Below are 15,770 nucleotides of genomic sequence, written 5' to 3'. Positions count from 1 at the left end.
CCGGGTCCGGAGGGCCCCTCCTAGACTCATCCGACATGGCCTTCACCACGCGTCCGACCCTGCAGGGCACCTTCGGGATGGTGGGCAGCACCCACTGGCTGGCCACCGCCACAGCCATGTCGGTGCTCGAGCGCGGCGGACGGGCCGCCGACGCCGCCGTGGCCGCCGGCTTCGTGCTGCACGTGGTCGAACCGCACCTGAACGGGCCCGGCGGCGAGGTGCCGATGGTGCTCAGCGTCGAGGGCGCCGACCCCGTCGTCCTCTGCGGGCAGGGTGTCGCCCCGGCCGGCGCCACCGCGGAGCGCTACCGCGACCTCGGGCTGGACATCGTCCCCGGCTCCGGCCCGCTGGCCGCTGCCGTCCCCGGGGCAGTGGACGCCTGGCTGCTGCTGCTCCGCGACCACGGCACCTGGACCCTGCGCGACGTCCTGGACCACGCGATCGGGCTCGCCGAGCACGGCCACTCCCCGGTGCCCCAGGTGGCCGCCACCGTGGCCAGCGTGCAGGAGCTCTTCACCGAGCACTGGACCAGCTCCGCCGCGCTCTACCTCGGCGCGGACGGCCCCCGCACCGGGCAGCTGTTCCGCAACCCCGACCTCGCCGGCACCTGGCAGCGGCTGCTCGCCGAGGCCGAGTCCGCCGGGCCCGACCGCGACACCCAGATCGAGGCCGCGCGACGCGTCTGGCGGGAGGGCTTCATCGCCGAGGCCCTGGTGGCCGCCGCCGGCACCCCCACCGTCGACTCCACCGGGACGCCCCACGCCGGCTTCCTCGAGGCCGACGACCTGGCCGGCTGGGAGGCCACCTGGGAGCAGCCGGTCAGCGTCGACCTGGGCGGCTGGACGGTCCACAAGGCCGGCCCGTGGAGCCAGGGACCGGTGATGCTGCAGCAGCTCACCCTCCTCGGCGACGTCGAACTCGCCACCCTCGACGTGGACGACCCGGCCACCGTGCACCGGCTGGTCGAGGGGACCAAGCTGGCGATGGCCGACCGTGACGCCTGGTACGGCGACGCCATGCCGGTCGACCTCGACGCGCTGCTCTCCCCCGGTTACGGCGACGCGCGCCGCGCCCTGATCGGCGACACCGCCTCGGAGGACTGGCGCCCGGGCTCACCCACCGGCACCGCACCGCAGGTCCCCGAGCACGCCCGCCGGGTGGTCGCCGGCGAGGTCACGCACGAGGTCGGAGGCGGGCTGGGCGAGCCGACCGTGCAGCACCAGGAGCCCCAGCGGCCCGACCCGGTCGCTCCCCCGGTCGACGCCGACGGCACCACCCGCGGCGACACCTGCCACCTCGACGTGGTCGACCGCTGGGGGACGATGATCTCGGCCACCCCGAGCGGTGGGTGGCTGCAGTCCAACCCGGTCGTCCCCGGGCTGGGGTTCCCGCTGGGCAACCGGCTGCAGATGGCCTGGCTGGACGAGGGCCTGCCCGGCACCCTGACCCCCGGACGCCGCCCGCGCACCACCCTCACCCCCAGCCTGGCCAGCTACCAGGGACGTCCGACGCTGGCCTTCGGCACCCCCGGCGGTGACCAGCAGGACCAGTGGAGCAGCCACCTGCTGCTGCGGCTGCTGGCCGGGTTCGCCCGTGACCGGAGCCTGGACCTGCAGGCCGCGATCGACGCCCCCAACTGGCACACCAACCACCTGGTCAACTCCTTCTGGCCACGCGGCTACGAGGCCGCCTCGCTGGTGCTGGAGAGCCGGGTGCCGGAGAGCACCGTGGACGCGCTGCGCCGGCGCGGGCACCGGGTGAGCGTGGGCGGCCCCTGGTCGGAGGGGCGGCTCAGCGCCGTGGCCCGCCACCCCGACACCGGACTGCTGCTGGCCGCGGCCAACCCGCGCGGTATGCAGGGCTACGCCGCCGGCCGCTGACCGCGCCAGGTAGTTTGAGCCGCATGACTCTCCGGGACGAGATCCGCGTCGCGCTCGATGTGCAGCCCACCATCGACCCCGGGACGGAGGTCGAACGCCGCACCGCCTTCCTCGCCGACTACGTGCGGGCGACCGGCACCAAGGGGTTCGTGCTGGGCATCTCCGGGGGCCAGGACTCCACGCTCGCGGGGGCCCTGGCCCAGCGCGCGGTGGAGTCGCTGCGGGCCGACGGCCTCGAGGCCTCCTTCGTCGCCGTGCGGCTGCCCTACGGCACCCAGGCCGACGAGGCCGACGCCCAGATCGCGCTGGACTTCATCGGCCCCGACCGCGTGGTCACCGTCGACGTGCGCCCGGGGGCGGACGCCTCCAGCGCCGCCGTGGCCGAGGGGCTCGGCGAGGAGCTCCGCGACTTCGTCCGCGGCAACGTCAAGGCCCGCGAGCGGATGGTGCTGCAGTACGCCATCGCCGGCCAGCACGCCCTGCTGGTGATCGGCACCGACCACGCCGCGGAGGCCGTCACCGGCTTCTTCACCAAGTACGGCGACGGCGGTGTGGACCTGACCCCGCTCACCGGCCTGACCAAGCGCCAGGGCGCGAAGCTGCTGCAGCACCTGGGCGCACCCGCCTCGAGCTGGACCAAGGTCCCCACCGCCGACCTCGAGGACGACCGCCCGGGTCTGCCCGACGAGATCGCCCTCGGTGTCAGCTACGCCCAGATCGACGACTACCTCGAGGGCGCGGACGTCACCGACGAGGTCGCCACCCGGATCGAGACCCTCTACCTGCAGACCCGGCACAAGCGCACCGTGCCGGTGACGCCGACCGCCACCTGGTGGCACCCCGCCGGCTGAGCGGCAGGGCGCTTCAGGCCGAGGCGCCGGTGTAGCGACGGAGGGCGAAGAACCAGAACCAGCGCGAGGCGGCGAAGAACACCAGGGCCACGCCGACCGCGCCCAGCGTGGTGACGAGGTCGAGCCGGCCGGTCAGCGCCTGGGACGGCACCGTCACCGCGAAGGCCACCGGGACCACGAAGGTCAGCATCACCCGGAGCCAGCCGGGGAAGATGGTGATCGGCCAGCGACCGGCCTGGCCGAACAGGGACTGGAAGATGGCCAGCACGTTGTCCAGCCGGACGAACCAGAACGCCATGGTGCTCAGCGCCAGGATGAAGCTGTAGATCACCACCACCCCGCAGACCAGGGTGAGCAGGAACAGCCCGACGTCCACGGGGCCGAGGGCACCACCGAGCCGGGTGGTGGCGAACACGATCACGCCGAGACCCACCACCACGTCGACCAGCGCCTGCGGCCGGACCACCTGGATGCTGGCCAGCAGCTGGGAGTCGGCGGGCTTGACCAGGGTGAAGTCGAAGGTGCCCTGGCGGATGCCCTCCATCATCATCTCCATCGAGGGGCGCAGCACCAGCCCGATCAGCCCGCCGATCAGGAAGTGCACGCCGACCAGGACCAGCAGGTCGTCGGACCGCCAACCGGCCAGGTCGGTGGTCTGGGCGAAGACCACCGAGAGCCCCAGCAGCTGGGTGAGCAGGGTGATCGCCGCGTTGACGACGGAGAGCACGAAGTCCGAGCGGTACTGGACCAGGTTGAGCACACCCAGCCCGAGGTAGGTGCGCAGGATCGAGGCGTCGTGCCGCAGCCGTCCGCGCCGGGTGGTGGCCAGCGGACCCGCGTCGGTGACGCCCACCTCAGGCCCCCACCGCGGAGTACGTCCGGACCGCCCGTGCCCAGACCACCCGCATCAGCACCAGGGCCAGCGCCAACCAGCCCAGCTGCACGGCGTAGCCGACCAGCACGTCGATCCCCGTCCGTCGACCCATCGCCACCTCGACCGGGAAGGCCAGCATCCACGGGAAGGGGGAGGCCAGGGCCACGGTGCGCACCGTCTCGGGCAGCACGGCCAGCGGCGCGAACGCGCCACCGAGGAAGAGGAACAGCGAGAAGTAGAGGTTGTTGAGCGCGGAGGTCTTGGTCAGCCAGAAGGCCGACAGCGCGAGCGCCCACTCGAGCACGAAGCGCAGCGCCATGGCCAGCAGCAGCGCCGGCAGGAAGGCGAGCACCTGCCACACCCTGATCGCCGACACCTCGCCGCCGAACCCGATCACCAGCAGCACCATGGCCGGGACCACCCCCACCAGCCCCACCGCCTTGTAGCTGAGGTTGTCGCACACGTCCTTGTGGACGGGGTGGATGGGGCGCAGCAGCAGCGGTGACATCGAGCCGGTGCGGATCCGGTACTCGAACTCCCACATCAGCCAGATGAAGGTGAGGTGCTCCACCAGCATCGTCACCGCGAAGTAGGTGACGAACTCCGAGGCGGTGTAGCCGTTGACCTGCCCGCCCGGACCGGCCACGGTCTGCCAGACCACGATCGAGACCAGCGGCTGGATGACGGTGGTGAGCACCCAGATCGCCACCGCGCCGCGGTAGGCGAGGTTGTTGGCCAGCGACGCGGAGAACTCGCCGCGGTAGTAGCGCGACAGGGCGCGTCCGGAGGTCCTGGTGAAGTCCGGCGCCGGCACCGCGACCGTGGGCTCAGCCACGGGTGGCCCCCTCCCCCGGCGACGTCGCGGCCTCGACCGGGTCGGCGTCGGCGGTGGGGCCCTCGACCTGGGCCGGCTCGTCGTCCTCGGCCGGGGAGGCGAAGACCTGCTCGATCACCGACTCGATCGGCGGCTCCTCGATCATCAGGTCCGTGACCGGCAGCCCGGCCAGCAGCCGGGCCGCGACCCGCGGGGTGTCGGCCTTCGGCACCCGGAGGGTGAGCCCGGTCAACGACCGCTCGACGGCCCGGCCCTCGACCACGGCGGCCAGGGTGGCGTCGTCCACGGCGCTCCCGTCCTCCAGCTCGACGGTGATCGTCTTGTCCGTCGCGAACCGGTGCACCAGCTCGGCGAGTCCGCCGTCGAAGAGCAGCCGCCCGTGGTGGATCACGATCACCCGGCGGCAGAGCGCCTCGACGTCGGCCATGTAGTGGCTGGTCAGCATCACGCAGGCGCCGGTGCGCTGGTTGTACTCGGCCACGAACGACCGGATCCGGCGCTGCATGGCCACGTCCAGGCCGATGGTCGGCTCGTCGAGGAACAGCACCTGCGGGGCGTGCAGCAGCGACCCGGCGATCTCGCACTTCATCCGCTCACCCAGGGACAGGTTGCGCACCGGCTTGCGGAGCAGGTCGCCGAGCTCGAGCAGCTCGGTGATCTCGTCCAGCCGGCGGCGGAAGTCGGCGTCGCTGATCCTGAAGACGGCCTGGTTCAGCCGGTAGGAGTCCAGCACCGGGATGTCCCACTGGAGCTGGTTGCGCTGGCCCATGATCAACGCCATCCGGGCCAGGTAGGAGCGGTCGCGCTGCCAAGGGGTGTGCCCGAGGACCGAGGCGGTGCCCTCGCTGGGGTGCAGCAGCCCGGCCAGCATCTTCAGCGTGGTCGTCTTGCCCGCGCCGTTCGGCCCGAGGAAGCCGACCACCTCCCCCGCCTCGATGGTGAAGCTGACGTCGGAGACCGCCCTCACCTGGCGGGTGCGACGACGCACCAACGCCCCGAGGGCAGCCCTCAGGCCACCCTCGCGCTCCGGCACGACGTAGGTCTTGTGCAGACGATCCACGGTGATCGCGGTCATGGCCCCTCCTCCACCACGGACACGCTATCGGCGCCGTCAGACGGTTTTCGCGATCCGCCCGGGCATGACGTCCGTCACCGCACGGCCGGGAGCAGGACACGCCATCCGGTGATCCGGGGCCCTGCCGCCCGAGCGGACCGGGGCGGAGGCTTGGAGGCATGGAGACCACGACACCGAGTACCCCGCCCCCCGACCCCGTCGAGCCCCGCGCCCTCCGCGACGTGGGCGCCGAGGTCCCCGCCACCCGGCCGCCGGTGGTCGACGTGCTGCCCCAGGGGCCGACCGGGTACCACCACTTCCTGCGGACCGAGCGTCGTGGCTGGTGGCGGGGCGCCCTCGCCGTGCTGCTCACCGCCGTGCTGTTCCTCCTGCTGCAGGTGGCGGTGTCCATCCCGCTGGTCGTCGTCCAGGCGCTCACCGGCTGGGAGCTGATCCGGGTGGACGGGGCCAACATGGTGATGACCCCGGGGCTGCTGCTGGCCACCAACGTCTCGATCGGGTTGATGATCCCGGTCTCGATGCTGCTGCAGCGGATGCTCTTCGGCCAGCGCGGACGGTGGCTGCACTCCGTGCACGGCCGGTTCCGCTGGGGCCTGTCGCTCCGGCTGGCCGCGATCCTGGTGCCGGTCTGGCTGGTCTACGCCGTCGTCCTCACCTGGTTCTTCCCGGCCGCCGCCGGGGCCGGCGGTGCGGCGCCGACGCTGCTCTCGACCCTGACCATGCTCGCCGTGGTGGTCCTCACCACCCCCTTCCAGGCCGCCGGCGAGGAGTACGCCGCCCGCGGTCTGCTCGCGCGCGCCTTCGGCTCCTGGTTCGCCTCCCCCAGGGCGGCGCTGGTCGCGGCCCTGATCGGGCCGAACCTGATCTTCATGGTCGCGCACGGGGCCGGGGACTGGACGCTCGCGCTGTACTACCTGGCCTTCGGGGTGGCCTGCTCGCTGATCACCTGGCGCACCGGCGGGCTGGAGGCGGCCGTCGTCCTGCACGCGGTCAACAACACGGTCCTCTTCGGGATCTCGGCGTTCCTGACCAGCGAGGTCGTGATCGACCGCAGCGCCGGCTCGGGTGGGGCGATGATGCTCATCCCCGGCGCCATGATGGCCCTGGTCACCGTCGCCGTCTGGATCTGGAGCCGCCGCCGGGACGTCCCCCGCGCCGCCGACCCGCGGCCCCTCGCCTGACCCGCATCGGCGACGTCCGGCGGGGGTGGGGTCCGACGCCTGGCAGCCCCGGGTTAGCGTGGGTCCGCCCCGCGGTCCGGTGCAGAACCTGCCGCAACCCGATCGCCCCGGCCCACGCGGCCGGGGCGGTCGTCCCCCTCATCGCAGCAGAGGTGTGGCCGCTGCACCTCCTCGACTACACCTCCTCGACGCCGACGAGGTAGCCGTTCGGCGAGCGCAGGGTCATCGTCCGGCGTCCCCAGGGCTGGGTGGCGACCGCCGAGGTGACCTGCACCCCTCCGTCCACCGCGGCCCGCGCGACGGCGTCCAGGTCGTCGGTCTCCAGCTGCCACAGCAGACCCGCGGGCGGCACCGCGACGTCGTCGGTGCGGGCCAGCCCGAAGAGGATGTGCTCGCCGGAGGCGACCGCCGCGAAGTCCTCCAGCGGGTAGGTCTCCTCGGGGTCGGTGTGCCGGGTGAGGCCCAGGGCCTCGTAGAACGCGAGCTCCTCGGCCACCTGCGCGACGGGCAGGATCGGGGTCAGTCGGGTGAACACCGGGCCAGTCTCCCCCCAAGCCGCCCGAACCGTCACCGGCCCCCGCCGGCCGCCACCGGGACACCGACCCCAGGGCGCTCCCCGGTCGGGACGAGCACGACCGGTCCCTCAGCGGACACCGGTGGACAGGTGTCGAGCGCGGTCTGCTGAGCGACCGGTTCTGCCCCACCGGGGCTTGGGGGACCCGGCGGCAACCGGGTGCACGAGCACCCAGGCCGGACCGGCTGGGAGCGCGACGTAGATTCAGGTCATGGCAGCCAGCACACCTCCTTCCCCCACCACGCTCGGCGAGCTGCGGGCCTCCGGGCACGTGCAGCGGAGCGTCAAGAGCGAGCTGCGGGACAACCTGCTGCACCGGCTCCGTGAGGGCGACCCGTCGATGCCGGGGCTCGTCGGGCTGGACGACACCGTCCTGCCCGAGGTCGAGCGCGCCCTGCTCGCCGGGCACGACTTCGTCCTCCTCGGTGAACGCGGCCAGGGCAAGACCCGGCTGATGCGCACCCTGGCCGGGCTGCTCGACGAGTGGACGCCGTGCATCTCCGGCTCGGCCCTGCACGAGCACCCCTACGACCCGATCACCGTCGGCAGCCGGCAGCGGGTCGAGGAGCTCGGCGACGACCTCCCGGTCAGCTGGTGGCACCGCGACGAGCGCTACGCCGAGAAGCTGGCCACCCCCGACACCTCCATCGGCGACCTGATCGGTGACGTCGACCCGACCCGGCTGGCCGAGGGCCGCTCCCTCGGCGACCCGGAGACGGTCCACTACGGGCTGCTCCCCCGCGCCCACCGCGGGATCTTCGGTCTCAACGAGCTCCCCGACCTGGCCGAGCGGATCCAGGTGGGGCTGTTCAACGTGCTCGAGGAGCGCGACATCCAGATCCGCGGGTACGCGCTGCGGCTGCCCCTGGACCTGCTGGTGGTCGCCTCGGCCAACCCCGAGGACTACACCAACCGCGGCCGGATCATCACCCCGCTCAAGGACCGCTTCGGCGCCGAGATCCGCACCCACTACCCGACCGAGATCGAGCACGAGGTGGCCCTGGTCCGCCAGGAGGCCGCCGTGGCCACCGGCACCCTGCCCGACGGCACCCGGCTGACCGGGGAGGTGCCGGAGCACCTGCTGCGCGTGGTCGCCCACCTGGTCGACGAGCTGCGTGGCTCCACCGCGATCGACCAGTCCGCCGGCGTCTCGGCCCGGTTCGCCGTCGCCGCCACGGAGGAGCTCTCCGGGGCGGCGCTGCGACGTGCAGCGGTCACCGGCGACCCGCACCCGGTGGCCCGGATCGGCGACCTGGCCGCGGTCCTGCCCACCCTGCGCGGCAAGCTCGAGTTCGAGATGGGTGAGGAGGGGCGCGAGGCCGACGTGGTCGAGCACCTGGCCCGGCTCGCCACCGCCACCGTCTTCCGCGAGCTGCTGGTCGGGGTCGACCTGACCGGCTTCACCGACCTCTTCGCCGAGGACGCCACCATCGAGACCGGCCCGCTGGTCTCCTCCGCGGAGCTGCTGCAGCAGTTCGAGCAGGTCCCCGGGCTGTCGACGGTGATGGCCGCCCTGGGCGTGCACGAGGACACCGTCTCCCCGGGGCAGGCGGCGGCAGCGGTCGAGCTGGTCTGCGAGGGCCTCTACCTGACCCGACGGCTCTCCAAGGCCACCGTCGACGAGCACCGCCGCGGCCAGCGCACCGTCTACGGCAGCTGAGGAGGACCGATGAGCTCACGTCCGGGCCGCTGGTCCTACGGCGCCTGGCACGACGGCCCCGACCCGCTGGCCGCACCCTTCGACCTGCGAGCGGTGGTGGACGAGGTGGGTGAGCGCGTCCTGGCCGGGGAGAACCTGCGCGACGTCCTCGACGAGCTGCGCCGTTCCGGTACCGGCCGCACCCCCGGGACGGACGCCCTGCGCCGCCAGCTGGCCCGCCGACGCCGCGAGCTGCAGCGCCGCGGCAACCTCGGCGGCGTCCTGGACCAGGTCCGCGCCGCCCTGGACCAGGCCGTCGCGGCCGAGCGGGAGGCGCTGGCCGGCGACGGCACCGACGCGGCCCGGCTGGCCGAGATGGAGCTGGACACCCTCCCCGGCTCGACCGCGGCCGACGTCCGGGCGCTGGCCGACTACTCCTGGCGCTCCGAGGAGGCCCGCCGCACCTACGAGCAGATCAAGGAGATGCTGCGCGAGCAGGTCCTGGACCAGCAGTTCGCCGGGCTGAAGCAGGCGCTCTCCGGGCAGGACCCGGCCGGCTCCCAGCAGCTCCGCGACATGCTGGCCGACCTCAACTCCCTGCTGGCCGCCCACTCGAAGGGGCAGGACACCACCGAGCAGTTCGCCGAGTTCATGGACCGCCACGGCGAGTTCTTCCCCGAGGGCCCGGCCGACACCGACGAGCTGGTCGACCTGCTGGCCCGCCGCCAGGCCGACGCCGAGCGGATGATGCGCTCCCTCAGCCGCGAGCAGCGCGCCGAGCTGGCCGACCTGATGCAGCAGGCCATGGGCGACGCCGACCTGGCCAGCCAGCTCGGCCAGCTCCGCGACAACCTGACCGCGCTGCGGCCCGGGATGATGCGCGGCCGCGGGTTCGACGTCGACGGCGAGGAGGGCCTGGGCTACGGCGAGGCGGTGGGCGTGGTCTCCGACCTCGCCGACGTCGAGGACCTCCAGGCCCAGCTCGGGCAGGACTACGCCGGTGCCGGGCTGGACGACGTCGACGTGGAGGCGATCGAGCGCCAGCTGGGCGGAGAGGCCGTCCGCGACCTCGAGCAGCTGCGCCGGATGGAGCGCGAACTGGAGCGGCAGGGCTGGCTGCAGCGCGGTGACTCCGGGCTCAGCCTCAGCCCCAAGGCGCTGCGCCGCCTGGGCGAGACCACCCTCAAGCGGATCTTCGCCTCCCTGGACGCCCCGGGCACCGGTTCCCACGACGACCGGCGCACGGGCGCCGCCGACGAGCGGACGGGGGCCTACCTGCCCTGGGAGCTCGGCGGCGACCAGCCGGTGGACGCCGTGCGGTCGGTGGTCAACGCCATCGCCCGTCGCGCCGCGGAGGCCGGGACGCCGACCGCGCGCGACGGGGCCACCGGCTCCCGGCTGGAGGTGCACGACCGGGACGGCTCCGGGAGGACGCCGCCGCCCGACGGCGTACGCTCCGGTGGTGCCGTCCCCGCGGCGGGGTTCACGCTGGAGGCGGAGGACTTCGTGGTGGCGGAGACGGAGCGGCGGACGAGTGCGGCGGTGGCGCTGTGCGTGGACCTGTCGTTCTCGATGATCCAGGCCGACCGGTGGGGTCCGATGAAGCAGACCTCGCTGGCGCTGGCCCACCTGGTGGCCACGCGGTTCCGCAGCGACGCGCTGCAGATCATCGGGTTCGACCTGATGGCCCGGCGGCTGAGCCCGCTGGAGCTGGCGGGGGTGGAGCCGGCGTGGGTGCAGGGCACGAACCTGGCGCACGCGCTCTCCCTGGCCGGACGGCACCTGCACCGCCACCCCGACGCCGAGCCGGTGGTGCTGGTAGTCACCGACGGCGAGCCGACGGCCCACCTGCAGCCCGACGGCACCCCGTACTTCTCCTGGCCGCCGGAGCGGGAGACGCTCCGGGCGACGCTGCAGCAGGTGGACCGCCTGACCCGCGCCCGGGCGACGCTCAACTTCTTTCGCCTCGGCGACGACCCGGGGCTGGAGCGGTTCCTCGACGCGGTGGCCCGCCGGGCCGGTGGGCGGGTGTTCGCCCCGCAGGCCGGGCGGCTCGGTGAGTACGTGGTGCGCGACTACCTGCGCACCCGTGGGGGCCGGCGGGGACGCTGAGGGCGGGGAGATGACGGGCGTCACCGCTGAGCCGCCCCGGCCGCTGGGAGGATCGACCTCGTGAAGGACAACCCGGGCGCCCTGCGTCGCAGCACCGAGCGCTTCGTCGCCTACGTGCACTGGTCGGTGTACGTGATCATGGCCACCGAGCTGTTCGCCGGGCTGCAGATGGGTGTCGACCCGCGGTACAGCGGGCCTCCGCTGGCTGCGGCGATGCTCCTGGTCCTGGTCCACACGGCCACCAACGTGGCCTGGCTGCGCTGGAGCCTGCTCTCGGTGCGCACCTCCGCGGGGATGAGCGGGCGGCTGCGCGTGCTGCTCGGGCTCTGGCTGGGCCTCACCGTGCTGACGCTGGCCGCGATCCCCCTGACCATGCCGCTGCGCAGCTCCTGGCCCTCGGCCATGCTGGTCGTGGTGGCCATCAGCGTGGCGGCCTTCTCCCCCCGCCTGGCCTGGTGGCTCGCGGTCGGGGTGCCGGTGGTGGCGGCCGTCGTGCTGCTGCTGGTGATCAGTCCGATCAGCAGCATGACGGTCTTGCAGAACGTGGTCTCCATCGTGGTGCTGTCGCTGATGATGGCCTTCGTCGCCGGGACGGTGTGGCTGTCGGGGTGGATGCTGCGGGTGCTGTACGCCCTGGACGACGCCCGCGGCCAGTCCGCCCGGTTGGCCATCGCCGAGGAGCGGCTGCGGATCTCCCGCGACCTGCACGACGTCTTCGGCCGCACCCTCACCACGGTGGTGGTCAAGAGCGAGCTGGCCGCCGAGCTGGCCCGGCGCGGGCGCAGCGAGCGAGCGGCGGAGGAGATGTCGCAGGTGCGGGGCATCGCCGAGGACGCCAGCAAGGAGGTGCGGCGGATCGTCGCCGGCGTCCGCTCCTCCGACCTGCCCCAGGAGCTGGTCGGGGCCCGGTCGCTGCTGGTCTCGGCCGGGATCGAGTGCGTGCTGGTCAACGAGCTGCCGGAAGGGCGGGTGGACGCCGAGGTCGGCGACGTCCTCGGCGCGGTGGTCCGCGAGGCCGTCACCAACGTCATCCGGCACAGCCGGGCCCGGAGCGCCCGGATCACGTTGCGGCTGGTGGACGGGCCAGGGTCGGCCGAGGCGGAGCTGGTGGTGGTCAACGACGGGGTGCGCACCGACGGTGAGCGCTCCGCCGGCAGCGGCCTGATCGGGATGGCCGAACGGCTGACCGCGGTCGGCGGCTCGCTCCGGCACGCCGGCGACGCCCACACCTTCACGCTGACCGCCCGGGCGCCGCTCACCGCCACGGCACCGACGTCGGCCGGCACCCCCTCGCCCCCGGCCACCGGCACCACCGGAGCCGCGCCCGGCGTCGACGGACGGGGCGGCACCGCACTGACCGGGAGGAACCACCGATGACGATCCGCGTGATGCTCGCCGACGACGAGGGCCTGATCCGTGACGCCCTCTGCAGCCTGCTCGAGCTGGAGGACGACCTCGAGGTCGTCGGCCGGGCCGCGCACGGCGAGGAGGCGGTGGCCGTGGCCGCGAAGGTCCGCCCCGACGTCGCCGTGCTCGACCTGCAGATGCCCCGGCTGGACGGCATCGCGGTCGCCGAGCGGCTGGCGGAGGAGGTGCCGGGGTGCCGCTGCATCATCGTCACCTCCCACGGGCGCCCCGGCTACCTCAAGAACGCGCTGGCGGTCGGTGTGCGCGGGTTCCTGCCCAAGACCGTCAGCTCCCAGACCCTCGCCGCGGTGGTGCGCACCGTGGCCGGCGGCGGCCGCTACGTCGACCCCGAGCTGGCCGCCGACGCGATCAGCGCCGGCGACTCCCCGCTCTCCCCGCGCGAGGCCGACGTGCTGGCCCTGGCCGCGGAGGGCAACCCGATCGAGGAGATCGCCCGACGGGCCTCGCTCTCGGTGGGCACCGTCCGCAACTACCTCTCCTCGGTGGTCGGCAAGCTGGACGTGGCCAACCGGCACGAGGCCGTCCACGTGGCCCGGCGCAACGGCTGGATCTGAGCCGCGGCCCGGGTCCTGACAGGATCGGACATGATCGAGGCCGTCCCGGGGTACCTGCCCCGGACGGCGTGCGACGACGAGAGGACCCCCACGTGCCCCACCCCACCCTGGTAGCGCTCTACGACGAGGTGCTGCGTCGCAACCCCGGCGAGGAGGAGTTCCACCAGGCGGTGCGGGAGGTGTTCACCAGCCTCGACCCGGTGATCGACAAGCACCCCGAGTACACCGACGCGGCCGTGCTCCGGCGGCTGTGCGAGCCGGAGCGCCAGATCATCTTCCGGGTGCCGTGGCACGACGACCAGGGCGCGGTGCAGATCAACCGCGGCTTCCGGGTGGAGTTCAGCTCCGCGCTGGGCCCCTTCAAGGGCGGGCTCCGCTTCCACCCCTCGGTCTACCTCGGCATCGTCAAGTTCCTGGGCTTCGAGCAGATCTTCAAGAACGCCCTGACCGGCATGCCGATCGGCGGGGCCAAGGGCGGCTCCGACTTCGATCCCCGCGGCCGTTCCGACGGCGAGGTGATGCGGTTCTGCCAGTCCTTCATGACCGAGCTGTACCGCTACCTCGGCGAGTACACCGACGTGCCGGCCGGTGACATCGGCGTCGGCGGCCGGGAGATCGGCTACCTCTTCGGCCAGTACAAGCGGATCACCAACCGCTACGAGTCCGGCGTGCTGACCGGCAAGGGCCTCACCTGGGGCGGCTCGCGGGTCCGGACCGAGGCGACCGGCTACGGCACGGTGCTCTTCACCCAGGAGATGCTGCGCACCCGCGGGCAGAGCCTGGAGGGCAAGCGGGTGGTGGTGTCGGGCTCGGGCAACGTCGCCATCTACGCGGTCGACAAGCTGCAGCAGCTCGGGGCGACCGTGGTGGCCTGCTCGGACTCCGACGGCTACGTCGTGGAGGAGGGCGGACTCGACCTGGACGCCCTGCGCGAGCTCAAGGAGGTCCGCCGCGGCCGGCTGTCGGACTACGCCGAGGGCCGCGACGCCTCCTACTCCGACCGGGGCAGCATCTGGGAGGTGCCCTGCGACATCGCCCTGCCGTGCGCCACCCAGAACGAGCTGGGGCTGGAGGACGCCCGGGCGCTGGTCCGTTCCGGCGTGGTCGCGGTCGCGGAGGGGGCCAACATGCCGTGCACCCCGGACGCGGTGCGGGTGCTGACCGAGGCCGGGGTCCTGTTCGGGCCCGGCAAGGCGGCCAACGCCGGCGGCGTGGCCACCAGTGCGCTGGAGATGCAGCAGAACGCCAGCCGCGACTCCTGGTCCTTCGAGCACGCCGAGGCCCGGCTGACCGAGATCATGGTCGACGTGCACGAGCGGTGCGCCGAGACGGCCGAGGAGTACGGCGAGCCGGGCAACTACGTGCTCGGGGCCAACGTGGCCGGGTTCCGGCGCGTCGCCGACGCCATGATCGCCCTCGGCACCATCTGATCCCGCCGGGCGTCCCGCGGTCCAGGTGGTGGACCTGCGGGCCGGCTCGGGCTCCCCATCACCCGTGCCGCACACACCAGGGGCGGTCAGGGCTGTTCCAGCGCGGATGCCGCAGCCGCACACTCGTGGCGTGGTCGGTGTCGAAGCGGGAACTCGGGAACACTCACCGAGGAGGGGGCAGACCGACGAGTCCGCGCAGCGCACCGTCCCCCGATGGTTTGCTGCGCGGCCACGCCGCGTCCTGTGCCAGATCTGCTCCCCGTGTGCCGCTCCCCCGAGACGACGTGGTCGGCAGCCCGACGAAGACAACTCTGCCCCCTCACCATCAGCGTCTGCCCGGATCCTGCTCTGTTTTGCCTCAGGACATGCTCAGTTCTCACCCGGCCGTCGGCTGTGACGGCTCAGCGCGCGGCGGTCCCGCCTCGACCGCCTAGCAGGCGGCCTTCCGGAAAGTCCCTGCGCGCGGCACCGGGAGCCGGACGAGACTGGCGGGGTGACTGACATCGACCAGCGGACCCGACAGGCGTGGGAACAGGCCTCCACGAAGCACGTGCGCGAGTACGACGAGCTGCTGGCGGAGGCTCGGACGGCCGACCTGTTTCCCGTGGAACGGGAGCTGCTGGACCCGATCCTGCGCACCGGGCCCCGCGTGGTGCACCCGCAGAGCGGCCACGGCATCGACGACGTCGCCCTGGTGCGCGCCGGTGCCGTCGCGGTGGTCGGGCTGGACTACAGCACGACCGCGGTCGGGGCGGCCCAGCGTCGCGCCGACGAGCTGGGTGTCCCCTGCCGCTACCTGGTGGCCGTGCTGCCGAGCACGCCGCTGGCCGATGGCTGCGCCGACCTCGTCTACACCGGCAAGGGCGCCCTGAACTGGCTCGGCGACCTGACGGCCTGGGCGAGGGAGATGGCCCGGCTGCTCCGCCCCGGTGGCCACCTCTTCGTCCACGAGGCGCACCCCCTGGTGCCGGTGTTCAGCTGGGACGCCGACGAGCCCCGGGTCCGCGCCGACCGTGGCTACTTCGCCGAGAAGCACGTCAACGACACCTTCCCCGGCCACGGCGCCGTGGAGCGCCAGCACACCCTCGCCCAGACGGTGATGGCCGTGCTGGACGCGGGCCTGGAGCTGGTCGACCTGCGCGAGCACCCTGAGCCGTTCTGGCGTCCGGACGGGGTCGACGCCGCGGTCTGGGACGGCCGGCTGCCGAACACCTACAGCCTGCTGGCCCGCCGGTCCTGACCCGCGACGACCACGGCATCCGCGCGGCCATCGGAGGGTGGTACGGCGACGACTACGGTGCGGTCCTCGGACTGCGCCTGCCGTGACCGGACCCGTC

At 73.3% G+C, this 15,770-nt stretch carries 13 protein-coding genes; 9 read left to right on the top strand and 4 right to left on the bottom strand.

Translation table 11 applies throughout. The annotated features are described in order from the left end of the window. Positions 1-35: 35 nt before the first annotated feature. Both BLT52_RS04250 and nadE read left to right on the top strand, forming a co-directional pair. Entirely contained in the window at positions 36-1,880 is a 1,845-nt protein-coding gene (locus BLT52_RS04250) for a gamma-glutamyltransferase family protein (RefSeq protein ID WP_090590952.1), read from the top strand. A 23-nt stretch (positions 1,881-1,903) separates the two neighbouring features. Then, positions 1,904-2,731 carry an ammonia-dependent NAD(+) synthetase gene (gene nadE, locus BLT52_RS04245; protein ID WP_090590950.1) on the top strand — a complete coding sequence of 276 codons (828 nt, stop codon included), beginning with the start codon at positions 1,904-1,906 and terminating at the stop codon, positions 2,729-2,731. 13 nt (positions 2,732-2,744) lie between these two features. Here the strand turns inward: nadE and BLT52_RS04240 are convergent, their stop codons facing one another. Genes BLT52_RS04240 through BLT52_RS04230 form a run of 3 tightly spaced genes read right to left on the bottom strand, consistent with a single transcriptional unit; the run spans position 2,745 to position 5,515 of the window. Further along, positions 2,745-3,584: an ABC transporter permease gene (locus tag BLT52_RS04240; RefSeq protein WP_090590947.1), complete on the bottom strand. Its 840-nt coding sequence runs from the start codon at positions 3,582-3,584 to the stop codon at positions 2,745-2,747. Position 3,585: 1 nt separating this feature from the next. Continuing rightward, positions 3,586-4,440: an ABC transporter permease gene (locus BLT52_RS04235; RefSeq protein WP_090590946.1), complete on the bottom strand. Its 855-nt coding sequence runs from the start codon at positions 4,438-4,440 to the stop codon at positions 3,586-3,588. Continuing rightward, the gene (locus tag BLT52_RS04230) at positions 4,433-5,515 is read right to left on the bottom strand and encodes an ABC transporter ATP-binding protein (RefSeq protein WP_090590943.1); all 1,083 of its coding nucleotides are present in this window, start codon (positions 5,513-5,515) and stop codon (positions 4,433-4,435) included. Before BLT52_RS04230 ends, BLT52_RS04235 begins: the two co-directional genes overlap by 8 nt. Before the next feature lie 158 nt (positions 5,516-5,673). On the opposite strand from BLT52_RS04230, the gene BLT52_RS04225 reads away from it, so the two are divergent. Continuing rightward, positions 5,674-6,696 carry a CPBP family intramembrane glutamic endopeptidase gene (locus BLT52_RS04225; RefSeq protein WP_090590942.1) on the top strand — a complete coding sequence of 341 codons (1,023 nt, stop codon included), beginning with the start codon at positions 5,674-5,676 and terminating at the stop codon, positions 6,694-6,696. A 175-nt stretch (positions 6,697-6,871) separates the two neighbouring features. Here BLT52_RS04225 and BLT52_RS04220 read toward each other — a convergent pair whose 3' ends face one another. Further along, positions 6,872-7,231, bottom strand: a complete 360-nt coding sequence (locus BLT52_RS04220) for a VOC family protein (protein ID WP_157676964.1) — start codon at positions 7,229-7,231, stop codon at positions 6,872-6,874. Positions 7,232-7,481: 250 nt separating this feature from the next. On the opposite strand from BLT52_RS04220, the gene BLT52_RS04215 reads away from it, so the two are divergent. The 6 genes from BLT52_RS04215 to BLT52_RS04190 all read left to right on the top strand — a co-directional run bounded on the left by BLT52_RS04215 (position 7,482) and on the right by BLT52_RS04190 (position 15,673). After that, positions 7,482-8,930, top strand: a complete 1,449-nt coding sequence (locus BLT52_RS04215) for a sigma 54-interacting transcriptional regulator (RefSeq protein WP_090590938.1) — start codon at positions 7,482-7,484, stop codon at positions 8,928-8,930. A 9-nt stretch (positions 8,931-8,939) separates the two neighbouring features. Further along, entirely contained in the window at positions 8,940-11,021 is a 2,082-nt protein-coding gene (locus BLT52_RS04210) for a vWA domain-containing protein (protein WP_090590935.1), read from the top strand. A 60-nt stretch (positions 11,022-11,081) separates the two neighbouring features. Further along, the gene (locus BLT52_RS04205; RefSeq protein WP_090590934.1) at positions 11,082-12,398 is read left to right on the top strand and encodes a sensor histidine kinase; all 1,317 of its coding nucleotides are present in this window, start codon (positions 11,082-11,084) and stop codon (positions 12,396-12,398) included. Beyond that, positions 12,395-13,003 (top strand): response regulator transcription factor, encoded by a 609-nt coding sequence (locus tag BLT52_RS04200; RefSeq protein ID WP_090590932.1) that lies wholly within the window; start codon positions 12,395-12,397, stop codon positions 13,001-13,003. The genes BLT52_RS04205 and BLT52_RS04200 overlap by 4 nt, the downstream gene beginning before the upstream one ends. Before the next feature lie 92 nt (positions 13,004-13,095). Next, positions 13,096-14,433 carry an NADP-specific glutamate dehydrogenase gene (gdhA, locus tag BLT52_RS04195; protein ID WP_090590930.1) on the top strand — a complete coding sequence of 446 codons (1,338 nt, stop codon included), beginning with the start codon at positions 13,096-13,098 and terminating at the stop codon, positions 14,431-14,433. A gap of 493 nt (positions 14,434-14,926) precedes the next feature. Then, positions 14,927-15,673, top strand: coding sequence for a class I SAM-dependent methyltransferase (locus BLT52_RS04190; protein ID WP_157676963.1), 747 nt, complete (start codon positions 14,927-14,929; stop codon positions 15,671-15,673). Positions 15,674-15,770 lie beyond the last annotated feature (97 nt).

The sequence above is a fragment of the Auraticoccus monumenti genome (genome assembly GCF_900101785.1).
Classification (GTDB): Bacteria; Actinomycetota; Actinomycetes; order Propionibacteriales; family Propionibacteriaceae; genus Auraticoccus; species Auraticoccus monumenti.
Note: the sequence above shows the minus strand (reverse complement) of the source record. Positions and strands in the feature narration are given on the sequence as shown.

Excerpts from the sequence above, each read along its gene's own strand:
- nadE (WP_090590950.1), top strand. The coding sequence starts at position 1,904 with ATGACTCTCCGGGACGAGATCCGCGTCGCGCTCGATGTGCAGCCCACC.
- BLT52_RS04225 (WP_090590942.1), top strand. The coding sequence starts at position 5,674 with ATGGAGACCACGACACCGAGTACCCCGCCCCCCGACCCCGTCGAGCCC.
- BLT52_RS04215 (WP_090590938.1), top strand. The coding sequence starts at position 7,482 with ATGGCAGCCAGCACACCTCCTTCCCCCACCACGCTCGGCGAGCTGCGG.
- BLT52_RS04250 (WP_090590952.1), top strand. The coding sequence starts at position 36 with ATGGCCTTCACCACGCGTCCGACCCTGCAGGGCACCTTCGGGATGGTG.
- BLT52_RS04230 (WP_090590943.1), bottom strand. The coding sequence starts at position 5,515 with ATGACCGCGATCACCGTGGATCGTCTGCACAAGACCTACGTCGTGCCG.
- BLT52_RS04210 (WP_090590935.1), top strand. The coding sequence starts at position 8,940 with ATGAGCTCACGTCCGGGCCGCTGGTCCTACGGCGCCTGGCACGACGGC.
- BLT52_RS04200 (WP_090590932.1), top strand. The coding sequence starts at position 12,395 with ATGACGATCCGCGTGATGCTCGCCGACGACGAGGGCCTGATCCGTGAC.